At 42.3% G+C, this 16,272-nt stretch carries 13 protein-coding genes and 1 pseudogene; 9 read left to right on the top strand and 5 right to left on the bottom strand.

Going from position 1 to position 16,272, the window contains the following annotated elements; translation table 11 throughout:
* The 3 genes from SGLY_RS09825 to SGLY_RS09815 all read left to right on the top strand — a co-directional run bounded on the left by SGLY_RS09825 (position 1) and on the right by SGLY_RS09815 (position 4,338).
* Positions 1-636, top strand: a complete 636-nt coding sequence (locus SGLY_RS09825) for a zinc dependent phospholipase C family protein (protein ID WP_013625137.1) — start codon at positions 1-3, stop codon at positions 634-636.
* Positions 584-1,738 carry a glycosyltransferase family 4 protein gene (locus tag SGLY_RS09820; protein WP_013625136.1) on the top strand — a complete coding sequence of 385 codons (1,155 nt, stop codon included), beginning with the start codon at positions 584-586 and terminating at the stop codon, positions 1,736-1,738. The genes SGLY_RS09825 and SGLY_RS09820 overlap by 53 nt, the downstream gene beginning before the upstream one ends.
* Positions 1,739-2,277: 539 nt before the next feature.
* A complete protein-coding gene (locus SGLY_RS09815; RefSeq protein WP_013625135.1) occupies positions 2,278-4,338 on the top strand; it encodes an LTA synthase family protein in 2,061 nt (686 codons plus the stop codon).
* 220 nt (positions 4,339-4,558) lie between these two features.
* Here the strand turns inward: SGLY_RS09815 and SGLY_RS09810 are convergent, their stop codons facing one another.
* Positions 4,559-5,350: a C40 family peptidase gene (locus SGLY_RS09810; protein WP_013625134.1), complete on the bottom strand. Its 792-nt coding sequence runs from the start codon at positions 5,348-5,350 to the stop codon at positions 4,559-4,561.
* A 394-nt stretch (positions 5,351-5,744) separates the two neighbouring features.
* On the opposite strand from SGLY_RS09810, the gene SGLY_RS09800 reads away from it, so the two are divergent.
* Positions 5,745-6,206 carry a hypothetical protein gene (locus tag SGLY_RS09800; protein WP_013625133.1) on the top strand — a complete coding sequence of 154 codons (462 nt, stop codon included), beginning with the start codon at positions 5,745-5,747 and terminating at the stop codon, positions 6,204-6,206.
* A gap of 10 nt (positions 6,207-6,216) precedes the next feature.
* Here SGLY_RS09800 and nth read toward each other — a convergent pair whose 3' ends face one another.
* Both nth and SGLY_RS09790 read right to left on the bottom strand, forming a co-directional pair.
* Positions 6,217-6,846 carry an endonuclease III gene (gene nth / locus SGLY_RS09795; protein ID WP_013625132.1) on the bottom strand — a complete coding sequence of 210 codons (630 nt, stop codon included), beginning with the start codon at positions 6,844-6,846 and terminating at the stop codon, positions 6,217-6,219.
* Between the two features lie 28 nt (positions 6,847-6,874).
* Positions 6,875-8,275 (bottom strand): annotated as a pseudogene (locus SGLY_RS09790) (uridine kinase family protein).
* Positions 8,276-8,446: 171 nt separating this feature from the next.
* Here SGLY_RS09790 and thrC point away from each other — a divergent pair.
* The 5 genes from thrC to SGLY_RS09765 all read left to right on the top strand — a co-directional run bounded on the left by thrC (position 8,447) and on the right by SGLY_RS09765 (position 14,769).
* Positions 8,447-9,934 (top strand): threonine synthase, encoded by a 1,488-nt coding sequence (gene thrC, locus SGLY_RS09785; protein WP_013625131.1) that lies wholly within the window; start codon positions 8,447-8,449, stop codon positions 9,932-9,934.
* A gap of 110 nt (positions 9,935-10,044) precedes the next feature.
* Entirely contained in the window at positions 10,045-10,617 is a 573-nt protein-coding gene (locus SGLY_RS09780; RefSeq protein WP_242822943.1) for a CYTH domain-containing protein, read from the top strand.
* A gap of 57 nt (positions 10,618-10,674) precedes the next feature.
* Positions 10,675-12,477, top strand: coding sequence for an oligoendopeptidase F (pepF, locus tag SGLY_RS09775; RefSeq protein WP_013625129.1), 1,803 nt, complete (start codon positions 10,675-10,677; stop codon positions 12,475-12,477).
* Between the two features lie 110 nt (positions 12,478-12,587).
* Positions 12,588-13,430 (top strand): Mrp/NBP35 family ATP-binding protein, encoded by an 843-nt coding sequence (locus tag SGLY_RS09770; RefSeq protein WP_013625128.1) that lies wholly within the window; start codon positions 12,588-12,590, stop codon positions 13,428-13,430.
* A gap of 88 nt (positions 13,431-13,518) precedes the next feature.
* Positions 13,519-14,769 carry an adenosylhomocysteinase gene (locus SGLY_RS09765; protein WP_013625127.1) on the top strand — a complete coding sequence of 417 codons (1,251 nt, stop codon included), beginning with the start codon at positions 13,519-13,521 and terminating at the stop codon, positions 14,767-14,769.
* A 67-nt stretch (positions 14,770-14,836) separates the two neighbouring features.
* Here the strand turns inward: SGLY_RS09765 and SGLY_RS09760 are convergent, their stop codons facing one another.
* Together SGLY_RS09760 and SGLY_RS09755 are read right to left on the bottom strand one after the other, a co-directional pair.
* A complete protein-coding gene (locus SGLY_RS09760; RefSeq protein ID WP_013625126.1) occupies positions 14,837-15,289 on the bottom strand; it encodes a bactofilin family protein in 453 nt (150 codons plus the stop codon).
* A 2-nt stretch (positions 15,290-15,291) separates the two neighbouring features.
* Positions 15,292-16,206 (bottom strand): M23 family metallopeptidase, encoded by a 915-nt coding sequence (locus tag SGLY_RS09755; RefSeq protein ID WP_013625125.1) that lies wholly within the window; start codon positions 16,204-16,206, stop codon positions 15,292-15,294.
* Positions 16,207-16,272: the final 66 nt, after the last annotated feature.

The following is a 16,272-nucleotide window of genomic DNA, read 5'->3' as shown; positions in this document are numbered from 1 at the left end:
ATGAATATATTAATGCATTGGCAATTGGCACGAGTAATCTGCAAGTCCATTGAAAAAGAACTTAATATTCACATCAATAAAATCAGCTTTCTATACGGAAATATTAAACCTGATTTACAGCCTGGTTCCGTTCCTCACTATAAACATGCTGCAGTAGAGTTTGTCCGAGGAGAGATTGAAAAACTTTCCGAGCATCAGGAAACCGGGCGATGGTCAAAACAGTTATCTGAAAGGATGGGTGTGATCACTCACTATCTTTCAGATTTTTTTTGTTATGCTCACTCGGAATTTTTTCGGGATGAAATCGTAGAGCACTACCTTTATGAGTTCCGTCTGATGTCCCATTTTTGGAAAAAGAAGAAGAGGCTGAAGACACAAAATGTTCATCATTCTGAGTTATTAACATCTCCAACTAAAATACTGGACTATATTGTTGAGAGGCATGAAAGATACTTGGATCTGATCACCGAGGATTCTGCACCTTTTGAAGAGGATATTGTCCATGCAGTGGGAGTCAATATCCTCGTCTGTGTTTCAATTTTATCTTTATATTTTGATCAAGGGATTGATTGGAGTGAGTGGGATGAGAATAGCTTATTTTACCGATACCTACCTTCCGCAAATCAATGGAGTTAGCAATACCCTGAAAAGACTGGGAGAATATCTCGCGGAAAAAGAAATAAAACACATGGTCTTTGCTCCGCAATATGAGGAAATAGAGAGGAGCCAAGTTCCATCTCCTGTCGTGAGGTTTAAAAGTATCAGTGTTCCGTTTTATCCGGAGTGCCGTCTTTCCTTTCCGCTCTATGCGAACTTGTCTCGCCTGGCCGATCAATTCGCGCCGGATCTTGTTCATCTGACAGATCCTTTGGGAATTGGGCTGGCGGGCTTAAGGTATGCCAGGGAGAGGGGCATTCCCATCGTTTCTTCATTCCATACCAATTTTGATGATTATCTGAAGTATTACAATCTTGAGTATTTAGAAAATGTCGTTTGGGGTCTCTTTAAATGGTTTCATCGATTCAGCGATTTAAACTTTTGTCCTTCAATTGAAACCTTAAAGATTTTAGAAAACAAGGGAATTAAGAATTTGCGTTTATGGTCCAGAGGGATTGATATGAACACATTTAGCCCGAAATTACGGGACTCAGAAATAAGGAAACAGTTTAAGATGGAAAATAAGACAACTTTTCTCTATGTCGGCAGGCTTGCGGCTGAAAAGGATCTGGATATCCTGATCGCCGGTATCGAAAGGGTAAATGTAAGCTATGCGGATAAGGTCCAATTTATCCTTGTTGGAGAAGGTCCCTATGCCAAGCTTCTGAAGGAACGCACTGATAAGAATGTCCTTTTAACCGGTTATTTAGAAGGCCAGGAATTAGCCAGGATTTATGCTTCCTGTGATGCCTTTGTCTTCCCGTCCAGCACAGAGACTTTCGGTAATGTTGTTCTTGAAGCTATGGCTTCAGGATTACCGGTGATTGCGGTAAATGCGGGCGGAGTTAAAGATAATGTCCTTGATTCATACAATGGTTTGATGTGTTCCCCGCGGGATAGCGAAAATTTGGCTAAAGCGATAATCACATTGATTGAAGATAAAATACTCCTGAAAATTCTGGCGGATAATGCCCTGAAACACATTAAGGGGAAATCCTGGAGCAGCATCTTTGATCAATTGGTAGCTGATTATTCTTCTGTATTACAAATATATCAGGATAAATTATCCAGAACAGCCTGAGGAGGATTTGGACTTTCTTAATGAGCTTAAACACAAATATAATATTGTTTAAGATATTTGGCATTGGTAGAAAAGTAAGGATGAAGAAATGGTTAACCCTTTTTCCTTTTAGAATAAGGAAAGGGGTTTTTCTATTTATTTAGAGGAAAACAGTGAAAAAATATAGAATATATCAAAATACACAGCGAATTAGTAAGCGGGGACCGGGCTAGTCAATGAGATCTGCTGGCCGCTGATAATGATGTAATAATCCCTTGTTACTAACTGTGAATGATCGTTTCTTGCCTCCAAAAACGAGGTTACTTATTTCAGGCGCTCCTAGAAATAGGCAATAGGCAATTTTCAAAGTTAATTATAAGTATTAAGGAATAAAGTATAGTTTGTCAAAGCTTTGAACTCAATTTAGAATAAGCTAAAGCTTAATCAGCCTTTAGCTTAATAATTTTTTTACTAAATATGAAATCGTGGGTTGCTGGAAATCGGCAGTTGACCTATATTGCTTATTGAAATCAGTATCTTAGTTAAACGGAGGAGTAATTGTGTTTGATCGAAAACTGGATGGGATAACTAGAAATCTGCTGCTGTTTGTTCTTATTGTTCCTATATTAGCGATACTGGCCTTGGAGGGCTTTTCAGACGGAAACTTAAAAGAAGTGATAACATGGATTAGAAGCTACCCAGCGGAGTTTTTTCTTAACTATATTCTAATGTTTGGAATCATAAATATATTTTATGTCTTGCCTAAAAGGGCTTACTTAGTCACCAGCACTATTTTTCTATCTCTATTTTCTTGTTTGGGATTTATTAGTCACCAAAAATTGAAAGTTAAAGGAGAACCCTTACTGCCAACAGATTTTCTTTTAGCGAAAGAGGCTTTTGGGATTTCAGGCCATTTCCAAAATGTTTTTATTTTCATCGGGATTTTTATTATCATCACGATTGCTCTGATTACGTTGATATTTAAACATATTTTTAAGCAAAGAAAGCAGCGTTATCGGACTGTGGTATTTGTTTGTTCATTCTTAGTCGTATTTGCTTTTTATTCTTACTTAGCTCCTATCCAAAATACTTTTGCCCTTCAACTAATTAGTTATAGTCAATCTCTAAATTATGATCAAAACGGAACAATGCTTGGTTTCCTTATGGATTCGGAATATCTTAAGGTTTCCGAACCGGATAACTATCAGGAGGATGGGATCAATAAGATTGTTCAAAATAACAGTACTCCTTCTTATCCGGTTGATGCCGATCTCAAACCTAATATTATTTTGGTCATGAGTGAGGCCTTTTGGGACCCCACTTTAATGAAAGACGTTTCATTTAATCAAGATCCCATTCCATTCTTTCATTCTCTTCAAAAATCTCAGTCAAGCGGTATCATGCTTTCTCCCGTGTATGGCGGGGGTACCGCCAATACCGAATTTGAGGCCTTGACTGGGTTCTCAACACAGTTTTTACTTAATGGCGCTATTGCCTATGATCAATATATTAATCGGCCGATTGAAGCTTTGCCGGCAATTCTCGGCCAACAAGGTTATGCCACTTCGGCTATCCATACTTACGACAATTGGTTTTATGGCCGGCAAAAAGTTTATCAGGAGTTGGGATTCGATAAATTCATCAGTAAAGAGTTTCTCAATTCGCCCCAATATTACGGTCAGTATATTAGTGATACAGAGCTGACAAATCAAATTCTCAATCAGGTTAAAAAGACGAGCGAGCCGGATTTTATCTATGCTGTTTCCATGGAAGGGCATGGCCCTTATTCAACAACGGAAAACCCGCAAAATGTGATCAAGGCAACCGACTCTGAATTAAGTTCACAATCTCAGGCTATTTTGGATAATTACGCCAATACAATCAATGATGTTGATAAATCTCTTCAGCAACTGATTGATGGCTTAAAAAATATTAATGAACCTACCTTGGTAATCTTTTATGGCGATCACTTACCGATGTTAGGAGATAATTACAGCGTTTATAAAGAGGCAGGATTTATTGAGCAGGATGGAAATTCTTATCAAGATTATTTAAACTTGCATAGTGTTCCCTTTGTAACATGGAACAATTTCTCAACAACTGTAAAACACGATCTTAAATTATCGGCCAATTTCATGGGTACTTACGCCCTTCAAACCGCTCAAAAGTCGGGTAGTCCCATCACCGATCTTCTTTCCAATCTTATGCAAAAGGGTAATGAGGTGATAATCAGCAAAGATCACTGGAATGCGGCCAACATACCAGAGAATACGTTTAGCGATTATGAATTGCTTCAATATGATTTGCTGTTCGGTAAAGAATATAGCTATAATCTTGAACCGGATCATAAACCATCTCAAAACGTAAACTATATTCAAGGTGATGCCTTGCCGGTGATTTCGAGCGTTTTGTCTTCCGAAAACTCATTGATCATACAAGGAAGTAGCTTTGTGGAAAATGACAAGGTTTATCTCAATGGCAAAGAAGTCAATACGACGTATTCTAGTCCGGACATGTTAAGGATTGACCTGCCGAAGAGGATAGAAAATATAGAGATCCAAGTCAAGCTCACTGATAGCATGAATAAAGTAATTTCCAAATCTAATATTTATAAGAATTAATGTATTTTGCTATAATCTTATTAAAAGATGTTTTAACGGCAGCCATAGAAAGAACAATGAAATCTATTCAGATTTCCCTCTGATTTTGGTGGGGATTTTGCCAGAACTGAATAACCCAATAGATGAAGAAAGAGCGTAGCTTTTTATGCTACGCTATACTTCGTTCAAATACTGTTTTACTAAGGACTGCCTAACGGGGCTGTTTTTTGTGGTGTGCTTGTTATAGAACTCTTTTGGCCCCAACATAACGTGGCTGCCAGTATGAGTTAAGGGAGGAAATGATTACTCCGCGGGATGAGGTGGAATTGATAAAGTTTCCTCCTCCTAAATAAATCCCGACATGGTCGATTTTTCCGTTACTGTTGGTCGAGAAAAATACAAGGTCTCCGGCCTGAAGGGAGGAGACTTTGCTCCCGACGGTATATTGTTCCCGGGCTGTTCTTGGCAAGGATAAGCCGTTTTGATTGAAAACATATCTTACATATCCTGAACAGTCAAATCCTGAAGGGGTAGTCCCCCCATATAAATAAGGCACTCCAAGGTATTTTTTTGCTGTCCCGATGATCGCGTCGACTTTGTTTTGGTCCGCAGATTTGACTGTAGTACTGCTTTGAGAGGCTTTAGCCGAAACGGAAGCCTTACTGGAAGTCTTTGCGGCTTTGGTTGTTCTGGAATCGCTTTCTCCGCGGGAAGCGGTCGATAATGGAGTAGCCCTTTGGGAAGAAGCCGTTTTGATCTCTGCTGATTCTTTGCTCTCCGTTGTATTGCCGGTTTTTGTTTCAGTCTTATTCGCGGTTTTGGCCTTAGTGGGATCAATTGTCTCGGTGGAATTGGAATCTGCAATTTGTTGACTGGTTAGTCCCCAGTCCGCCACCTGTGAGACGGAATAACTTTGAAGATCTTTTTGTTGGTAGGGATTATTGGGAATTTCATAAGCGGTCGCAGTATTGATGCTTACGAGCAAAATTAAGCCTAAAAAAGGAGTAAGCAGCATGTATAATGGTTTGTTCATTAGACACGGTCCTTTCTTCTTCGCTTTACAAACAATCTCAAAGCAAAAGCAAGTTGTCACTATTATATCGTTTAAGGAAGACAATGTCACTGCAAGTATGTAGTAATCAGGGTTGGAAAAATAAGATAAGAGGGGTTTATTAAGGATATAATAAAAAATGCATACTTTTTCGGCATGATTCAATGATGTTTCAGGTTGTACAGAAAGAAAAGCGAATAAATTGAATGCCTGACTCTTTGTCCGGAGAAACTATGGTCAGATCAAGAAGTCAAACGGGCGGGAAGGAATTAAACAAAATTTTGTAGAAATAAAGGAAAAACAAAATAAAGATTCTGCGCCAAGTTCCGCTAAAGCAGCATCGGCTAAATAAATGTTTCCGGAAGGAGTGAAAATCTTGGATGTTTTATCAGTCTGCACAATAGTCATATCGGTTGTCGTGACCATGTTTAGTATCTATGTTGCTGTGTTTCTCAATCGTGTATCCAAAAACCTTATACGTCTTGACGAAGTCGTTCATGAGGCAAGCAAAATTGCAGAACAGGCCAATAAAGCGATCATCCTTGCCAATGATGCCGTTGCTCGGGCCGGGGAGACTTTCGTTCACGCTGAAGAAACCCTGAACAAAATTGACCAGGCTTTAGACACGGTAAATGAAAATTTACCCGATATCGCGGATGATTTGAAAGACACGGTATTTAATACAAGAATGATTACAGAGAACATTAAGGCTGAGTTTGCTGAAATCATTGATCAAAAGACAGATGGACACCCCGTTGCAGCAGCCACAACTTTTGGAAGGTACGTAAAAAAAGGTTTTTCCATTTGGAAATATTTGGGGAAAAGGAAAATGATTTAGGCCAGGGTATTCATTGCGCAGACGGACACAGGTCAAGTAAAGGACAACTGGGACAGGCAGGTTTTTGTGCTTTGCAAATCCTTCTCCCATGCCAAATCAGCAAATGGTGGGTCTTACTCCATAAATCCCGGGGGATTTGCGCTGTTAAATCAAGCTCCACCTGATGCGGCGTTTTTCCCCTTGTCAGGTCCAAGCGTCTGGATACCCGAAATACATGAGTATCAACAGCTAAAGCCGGAAAGTTGAAGGCATTGCTCAGGATGACATTGGCTGTTTTGCGCCCAACACCTGGAAGAGAGACCAGGCTTGCCATATCGGAAGGGACTTCTCCCTGATATCTATCCAATAAGATCTGACTGGTACTTAGAATATTTCTGGCTTTATTGTGAAACAGACCCAAGGGACGGATAATATTTTCAAGCTCTGTCTGAGAAAGCTTGATGATTTCCTGAGCTGAAGGATAATCGGCAAACAAACTTTTTGTCACAGCATTGACCTTAATATCGGTACATTGGGCACTTAGAATTGTCGCGATCAGAAGCTGGTATGGATTGGAAAAATTTAACTCGCATCCGGCTTTCGGATAGGTTTGAGCCAGAATAGTGATGATCTCGGCTGTTCTTGCATTGGGCTGATCCATTAATTCATCTCCAGTTATTAATCATTAATCAGGTTGAGTAAATGCTGCCGCCAATAAATTCACAGAGAATAGAATTGCTCGGGATCTGGGACAATTCCATGGGCTTGAAAAAGGAAAGCAAATTGAGCAGTCTGATTGCCGTATCATAATATTCATCATCCTCAGGAACATTTCGCAAAAGAACTTCCGCTGTAGGACGGAGGGCATTGAGCTCATACAGAATACTGGAATTAAACATGATATCCGCTTCCTCCTGGTATTTGAACACACTGTTATTCTCCCCTCGCCTTACACTGGCCCATTGTTTTAAGGTCCGTTCCGGAGAGAATGACCGGAATTTATCGTCCCTGACGATGCGCCTGATCAGACGGGCCTCTGTGGTTGGGACACGGTTCAAGCCGTCAATATTCAGAAGAAAGAGGGCACTCAGATAAATTTTAAAGAAATGATCCTTTTTTTCAAAGGAAAGAAGGTTGGGATTTAGGGCATGGATGCCCTCTACCAGTAATATTTCGTTTTTCCCCAGCTGCAGGAATCTTCCTTTGGGAGAACGTTTGCCGGTTAAAAAGTTAAAGATGGGAATTTCGACAATCTTACCGTTGATCAGTTTTTCAAGCTGTTTATTGAGGAGCTCCAGATCCAGTGCTTCTAAAGCGTCAAAATCATATTGACCGGAAGGGTCTCTGGGAGTATCCTCTCTGTTTAAAAAATAGTCGTCAAGAGAAAGTGAGACGGGCTTTAGCCCATTCACCCTCAATTGGGTAGAGAGGCGCTGGGTAAAAGTAGTTTTGCCGGATGAGGAAGGACCTGAGATAAGAACAACTTTTATCGCTTTTTTTTGTTCATAGATCATATCGGCGATTTTGGAGATCTTTTTTTCATGCAGGGCTTCAGCGATGCTGATCAGTTCCAGAGACCTCCCGTAAGAGATATAATTATTGACGTCATTGACCCCGTCTAAATTGATATTTTCCAGCCAGCGCTGGGATTCGGCATAAGTAGCTGATAATTTTTCCGGCAGCAGGAAAGAGGGATGCTTGGTTGGTTTTTCAGAAAAATGCAGAATAAAGCCGGGAGGGAAATGGATTAATTCAAAATTTTTAATGATGGAAGAATGGTCAAAAGCAGGGTGAATGCTTTGAATTAAGGTATCGCCCACCTGATATTCATAATATCAATTAATGATTCGGATAAACTCAATAGGATGATCTTCGGAAACCCATCTTTTTAAAGTTTCTTCAATCAGTTTTACTTCCCGGCTGGAAACGAGGGATTCTGATAATTCACAGTAGATGCCGTCCAGAATCGAATAGGGTATTTTCAGCTTTTCTAAAGGAAAGAGGTCCTGAACAATTTTAATCAGTCCCAATTGGAGAGTCTGCCTGTATTGGCGTCTGTACTTATCGTCTGTAAATAAAATTTCGTCCATGTTTACCCACCTTTAATGCTTATCGTAAAGTGATTAATGACAAATACTTAATCTCTTAAAATTCAACAATTATCACAATATTTCCTGTCATACTTGAACCTCAAAAATAAATAATTTAAAATTAGTTTATGTTGCTCCATAAATGTTGCTTCATAAATAGGAGGAGATCATTTGTACGAAAGTACGCGGGGAAATTTTTCAACTAAAAGTGCCGCTGAAGTGATTGCCTTGGGCATGGTGCCACAGGGAGGGCTTTTTGTCCCGACAGCTCTGCCCAAGGCCAGATGGCAGGATTATCAGAACAGCACATACTCTCAATTGGCAGCAGCCTTGATGAATCTGTTTTTAACGGATATTCCCTCAGCAGATATCGAAAAAGCAGTAAAGGTATATGAAGACGGCAGGTTTTCATCTGCTAATCCCGTCCCGCTTGTCGGATTGGCGGATTGTTCCGTCCTCGAGCTTTGGCATGGCCCGACAGCAGCCTTTAAAGACATGGCCCTTCAGGTTTTACCTTATCTGTTGTCTTCCAGTATCAAAACACTTGGCACAGAACAAGAAGTAATTATTCTGACGGCTACTTCGGGAGATACGGGCAAGGCGGCCCTGGAAGGCTTCAAAGACGTCCCGGGGACAAGGATCATTGTTTTCTACCCGGAAGGCGGTGTCAGTCCGGTCCAGGAAAGACAAATGCTGACCACAAAGGCGCAAAATACAACAGTAGTGGCTGTTAAAGGGAACTTTGACCAGTGCCAGAATGCCGTTAAAGATATTTTTTCCTCAGAACAGCTGAGAAATGAGTTATTGGAGCATAAAATGGTTTTCTCTTCGGCCAATTCCATAAACTGGGGAAGATTGCTGCCGCAAATTGTTTACTATTTTTGGGCTTATATTCAGGCGTTCAAACAAGGCAAAATCAAAGAAAACGAAAAACTCAATATTGTTGTGCCTACCGGGAACTTCGGCAATATCCTGGCAGCTTATTATGCCCGGGAAATGGGGCTGCCAATCGCCAATCTGATTTGCGCTTCCAATGACAATAAAGTTTTGGCTGATTTTTTCCAAACAGGGATTTACGACAGCAACAGGCCATTCTATTTGACCAGTTCACCCTCTATGGATATCTTAATATCAAGTAATTTTGAAAGATACCTCTACGAGGCATCCGGAAGAAACGGGAAAAAGGTCAGGCAATGGTATGAACAGTTAGCTTCATCCGGCAGGTTCGAGGTGGACAGGGAGGTTTTGACCGCCTGCAGAGACGGGATGTGGGCCGGATGGTGCGACCAGCAGGCTGTAAAAAGTACGATAAAAAAGGTTTATGCAGATTCTTCTTATTTGCTTGATTCCCATACCGCAGTGGCGATGAAAGTGTACCAGGACTATCGAGAAAAGACCGGAGATCCCGCTTTTACTGTGATTGTTTCCACGGCCAGTCCTTTTAAATTTGCGCAAAGCGTTTTGGAAGCCCTGACGGAAAAAAGTTTTAGCGGGAAAGCCGGGGAGGCGGTTGAGCGGTTGAAGGATACGACCGGATGGGAAATACCGGATTGTTTGGAGAATTTGTTTGAAAAAGCAATCAGGGAAAAGATATTGTGCTCACCGGAAGAAATCAACGGCTTGATTACAAATGATCTGTTGAAAAAGAAATTTTTATAAATCTTTTAGAAAGGTTACTTGCATTTGACTTTTTGATCAAGTAAAATATCTTTTGGAAGGATGGGGAACCTTCCTGGGAGAAAAGGTGGACAAGGTGGACGAAGCAGGCAGTGGAACGTACGCTGCCTGCTTTGCTTTTGCCACCTGCTTTTAGATATAATAAAATCAGGCTAATCGATCATTCCATCAGAGAAAGGAGAGGGATCATGGGTCTGGAAATTGAAAGAAAGTTTTTGGTCCATAAAGACCGGTTGCCCCCTTTGCGCGGAGGAACAACAATTTATCAGGGATATTTCAGTCTTGATCCTTCGGTCCGTTTTAGAATTATTGGAGAAAACGTCTATCTTACAGTTAAGGAATATTATCATAATGGCAGCCGCTTTGAATTAGAAACAGAAAAAAACGGTATAACGGAAGAAGAAAAAGCCAAACTAATGATGTTGGCCATCGTTGCGCCTGTTGTGAAAACCAGATATTGTCTTGAATTTAAAGGACTGATTTGGGAAATTGATGTTTACGGTGGGGAAAATGAAGGATTGATCACCGTGGATGTGGAATTACCATCTATGGATTATCCATTGAGCTTCCCGTCCTGGGTAGATGCAAATCAGGAAATTACTTTTGAGAAAAAGTATTCAAATCAAAATCTGGGGGCAAGCCCTTATTCCCAATGGTCCGATTAGAAATTTAAGTTGGTCGTGTGTATAATAAAGGAAACAGAAAATCCGGGAGGGATTAATTTGACTGAGGTACTCAAAACCAGAGATGAGATTGCTCAGGGAGACAAATGGAAGCTGGAGGATATTTTCCCAAGTGATGACGATTGGGAAACGACATACAAAGAGACGGAGAAGAAAATCGCTCAGGCTGAAAAGTATGCCGGTAAAATTGCCGAAAGTGCGGACCTTCTTGTGGAGTGCCTGCAATGGACCGATGAGTTAAGCCTTGGTGTGGAAAATATCTATACCTATGCCAAAATGCGCCGGGATGAGGATAATAGGGTATCCATTTACCAGGCAATGACGGACCGGGCCGCTACCCTTTCGGTTCAAGCGGGAAGTGCTTTGTCTTTCTTTATTCCCGAACTGATGAGCATCCCGGACGACAGATTTGCGGAACTGCGCCAAGATTCCAGGCTGGAGCTTTACGATCACTATTTTGATCATATTTTGCGCCGTAAAGAACATGTTCTCTCTTTGGCCGAGGAAAAGCTTTTGGCTGAAGCCAGTGAAATGGCAGATGCGCCCAGCACAATTTTTTCCATGGCTAATGATGCGGATTTAAAACTGGGCAGGATTAAGGATGAAGAGGGCAGGGAACAGGAACTGACCAAAGGAAATTTTGTAAAATATATGGAGAGTAAGGACCGGGCTGTACGGCAGGATGCTTTCAATACACTTTATTCGGCATATGGCCGGCAAATCAACTCCTGGGCGGCTATGCTCAATGCCAGTGTCAAAGCGGATTGTTTCTTTGCCCGGATCAGACATTATGATTCGGCGCGCCAGGCCGCCTTAGATGATGATAAGGTTCCACTTTCCGTTTATGATTCCCTGATCAGCTCTGTACATGATTTTTTACCGGAAATGTACCGTTATACAAAATTACGGAAGAAAGTTCTTCAATTGTCTGAGCTTCACATGTATGACATTTATGTTCCGATGGTGGCGGAGATTGAGACCAAGATTGACTTTGCAGAAGCCAGAGATATGGTGAATAAAAGTCTGCAGCCTCTGGGAGAAGGGTACCTGAAAGTCCTGGATTCGGCATATTCCTCCGGATGGATAGATACTTATGAGAATCTGGGCAAAACCAGCGGAGCGTATTCCTGGGGAACATACAGTTCCCATCCTTACGTCCTGCTCAATTATCAAGAGACCTTGGACTCTGTATTTACCCTTACCCATGAAATGGGCCACGCGTTACACAGCTATTTTTCCAACCAAAAGCAAAGCCATTTGTATGCCGGATATAAGATTTTTGTCGCTGAGGTTGCCTCTACCCTGAATGAATCTTTATTAATAAAATACCTCATCGAGCACACGAACGACAATAAGATGAAAGCATATCTGATCAACCATTATTTAGAACAGTTCCGCGGTACGGTTTTCAGACAGACCATGTTTGCGGAATTTGAAAGAGATATTCATGCCGCGGTTGAGAAAAACGAAGCTCTTACGGCAGAGTATCTTTCTGGTATGTATTTTGAACTGAATAAAAAATATTATGGACCGGATGTGGTCTCCGACGAGCAAATCGCTATGGAATGGTCCAGAATCCCGCATTTTTATAATGCTTTTTATGTCTATAAATATGCCACAGGTTTCTCGGCAGCCACTGCTTTGGCCCAGCAGATTTTAAACGAAGGAGAGCCTGCAGTCAGGAGGTACCTCGATTTTCTGGGGAGCGGCGGATCGGATTACCCGATTGAATTGCTGCGTAAAGCCGGGGTAGATATGGAAAAGCCCGAGCCGGTCAAACAAGGCTTGCAGGTGTTTGCCTCAATGGTCAATGAATTGGAAAGTTTGCTGGAAAATCATTAACGGGTATTTTGAGTTTGCGGAATTGATTGATCCCTGATACTATATTATTTGCCAGAAATTATTCTTACCTGGTATTTGGGAAAAAAGAAAATACAACGGAGGTAACGAAAATGGGGAGTCCCTGTAGTGGCTGTTCTTCGGCAAGCGATTGCTCAGGCAGTTGCCCTACTGTTCCGGAAATGACCGAAGCTCAGAAAGCCAGTAACGTTAAAAAAGTTATTGCGATTATGAGTGGTAAGGGAGGAGTAGGGAAGTCTTCAGTAACCGGAATGCTGGCCGTGAGCTTACAGCGTAAAGGATATAAAGTGGGAATACTTGACGCCGATATCACAGGGCCAAGCATACCCAAGGTTTTTGGTTTGAAAAACATGGCGGATGCCAATGAAACCGGGATCATTCCAGTAGAAACATCAACGGGGATCAAGGTTATTTCCCTGAATCTCATGATTGCCAAGGAAGATGATCCGGTTGTCTGGAGGGGGCCGATTATTTCCCAGCTTGTAAAGCAATTCTGGACCGATGTGATTTGGGGCGAGTTGGACTATTTGCTGATCGACCTTCCGCCGGGAACAGGAGATGTGCCGATCTCCGTATTTCAGTCAATTCCCGTTGATGGCGTGGTGATCGTCACAACGCCTCAGCAGTTAGCGAATATGGTCGTCCGTAAAGCGATCAAAATGGCGCAAATGTATGATGTGAATTTTTACGGGATGGTGGAAAACTTTGCTTTTGTAGAATGTCCGGATTGCGGGAAAAGAATTGAGTTATTCGGAAAAGCCAGGGGAAAAGAAGAGGCTGAATTCAATGAAATTCCTTTCCTGGGGGAACTTCCGATTGAACCTGTTCTGACAGAATTGTCCGATGCCGGCAGAATTGAAGATTATCAATCTGATCGATTCGCGGCAATTGCAGATAAAGTTGTCCAGAAAAGCCGGGAAGCTATAGAGTCCTGAAAAAAGGAAAGAGAGCAGAGCCCTGAAAGAATAAGACAATTTCAGGGATTGGTTTCAGAGCCGGAGAAATTGATGAAGGTGGTGCCATATGAAAAATTGTTCTTCATTAAAAGATATCGCTCTTGCTCCCAGCGGTAAGCTGAAAATAGACTGGGTCAAACCGAATATGCCTGTACTGAATTGCATTCACGAAAGATTCAGTAAAGAGCAGCCTTTTAAAGGCCTGCGGATCTTGTTATGCCTCCATTTAGAAGCCAAGACCGCTTACCTGGCCTTAACAGTCAAAGCCGGAGGGGCAGAGGTGGCGGTAGTGGCCAGCAATCCACTATCCACCCAGGATGATATTGTAGCCGCGTTAGTTGACCAGGGAGTACGGGCCCATGCCTGGTATGGGGCGACAGAAGAGGAATATACCGCTCATCTTCACGAGGCCTTGGACTTTGAACCTGATTATATCATTGATGATGGGGGGGATCTGGTTTCAACCATCATCAGAGACCGAAGAGAGCTCATTTCCAAAGTTAAAGGCGGCGCGGAAGAAACGACTACCGGCGTCAAAAGACTGAGAGCCATGGATAAGGAGGGACTTTTACCCTTCCCCATGATCGCCGTCAATGATGCCAGAAGTAAATTCCTCTTTGATAACAGGTATGGGACCGGCCAATCCGTCTGGGACGGGATTATGCGGTCAACAAATCTGGTCGTTGCCGGAAAAACAGTATGTGTTGTCGGTTATGGCTGGTGCGGCCGGGGGGTTGCCCTCAGGGCCAGAGGTCTTGGCGCCAAACTGATCATTTGCGAAGTTGACCCGGTTAAGGCCAATGAAGCCTGGATGGATGGATTTGAAGTACGTACGCTTAGGGCCGCGGCTCCCGAAGCAGATTATTTTATTACTGTCACAGGGAATATCAATGTGATCAACAAAAACCATTTTCCATTAATGAAAAATGGAGCAATATTAGCCAATGCCGGGCATTTCGATGTGGAGATCAACAAACAGGATCTGGCAGAACTGGCGGTAAGCAGAAGGACCGTACGGTCCAATATTGAAGAATTCACACTGGAAAACGGTGTGAAAGTCTATCTGATGGCCGAAGGCAGGCTTGTTAATCTTGCCGCCGGTGACGGGCATCCCGCTGAAGTCATGGATATGTCATTTGGCTTGCAGGCTCTAATGGTGGAATACCTGACAAAAAACAAGGACTTAAAAAAGCATCTTTATAAAGTCCCGGATGTGATTGATGACGAGGTTTCCCTGATGCGTCTGACTTCACTGGGACTGCAAATCGACAGCTTAACCGAGGAACAGGAAAAATATCTGGCGGACTGGCAGGAATAACGCTGGTCGGAATAAACAATAAGACATCGGCGGATGAAATGAAAAAGGAAAGGGACGCAACGAAACTTTAATTTCGCGGCGTCCCTTTAGCTGTTTTTTCAGGGGTATTCTTTATCCGGCTATCTTCTGATGTTCCCGTGCCTTCTATGATCGTGCTGCGTCCATTGAAACGGGCCCCTTCTTCAATCTTTAAGCTTTTTGCTGTAACATCCCCGTGAATCCGGGCTGTCGAGCTTAATTCCAAAAGCTCCGAGACTTTGATATTTCCCTGAACCTCCCCGGCAATACTGACATTACGTGCTTCGATATCGGCTTGGAGATTTGCGGTGGGGCCAATAATCAGATCCCCGGCAATGCTGAGACCTCCCTCCACCTTACCGTCTATTCGTACACTTCCTTTACAGGTTATGCTGCCCTTAAGTTCACATTCTTCGGCCAATACGGTAATGTTTAAGCTGGAGTTTTTCAGCGAATGCTTTGTTTCATTTTTGGGTCCGGAAGAATCTTTTAAACCAAACATATTTACTGCTCCTTATTATCATTTGAATCAATATTTAAATCGGTAAAAATAAGCGGATCTACACTCTTACCGTTCAGATAGGCACCGTAATGCAGGTGGCAGCCTGTACTGCGGCCGCTGTTTCCGCTGTAAGCAATAATCTGACCTTTTTTGATCTGATCCCCTATATTCACCGCCAGCTTGGAATTATGGCCATAAAAGGTTACGATCCCAAACCCGTGGCTGATGTCTACCTTTCGGCCATATGTGACATCCCAGCCGGTATAGGTTACTATTCCGTCAGCTGTTGCCAGAACAGGAGTGCCATAGTTACAGGCGATATCTATTCCGTTGTGGAATTCAATAGACTGCCCGCCAAAGGGATTGTTCCGGTAGCCGAAAGGGGAGGTAATCTCACCTTCTACCGGCAGCAGGCTGGGGGTATGGTCAACCTTGTCCCCATTGGTTAACGTGGAATTATAGTATTCCTGTAAAATATTTTTTTTAGAATCCAACATTTGAGCGGCATCAGAAAGGGTTTCCGCTGTGCTGAAGGACTGTAGAGCGGCAGACCCTTTGTCTGTTGAGGGCAGATCGCCTTGACCGCTGAATTTAAGAACAGCGGCTATTTTATTTTCTAAGGAAGATATGATCTCAAGGTTGTGATTGATCATTTCAGTCTGCTGATTCAGGCTGGCTATTTCCGTATCTTTTCGTTCAAGTTCAGCTTCCAGTTGTTGAACATAGGCATACTTATCCTGATATTTATGGATGTAACCAGACTGATAAAGATCATGACCAATTAAACCGCAAAGCAGGAGTCCTGCCGCAATCAGACCGGAAACGACTTTCTTCTTTCCCTGCAAAGTAAACTGGATCTGACGAGTGGGCTTGTTGTGGTCGGGTGGAACAATGATAATTGAATACTTGTTTTTCAAAAAATCACTCCTGAATAGATTAAATCCTTGTATATTATATCAAGTTTTGACAAAAAACTGAATTTG

Source organism: Syntrophobotulus glycolicus DSM 8271 (assembly GCF_000190635.1).
Taxonomy (GTDB): domain Bacteria; phylum Bacillota; class Desulfitobacteriia; order Desulfitobacteriales; family Syntrophobotulaceae; genus Syntrophobotulus; species Syntrophobotulus glycolicus.
Note: the sequence above shows the minus strand (reverse complement) of the source record. Positions and strands in the feature narration are given on the sequence as shown.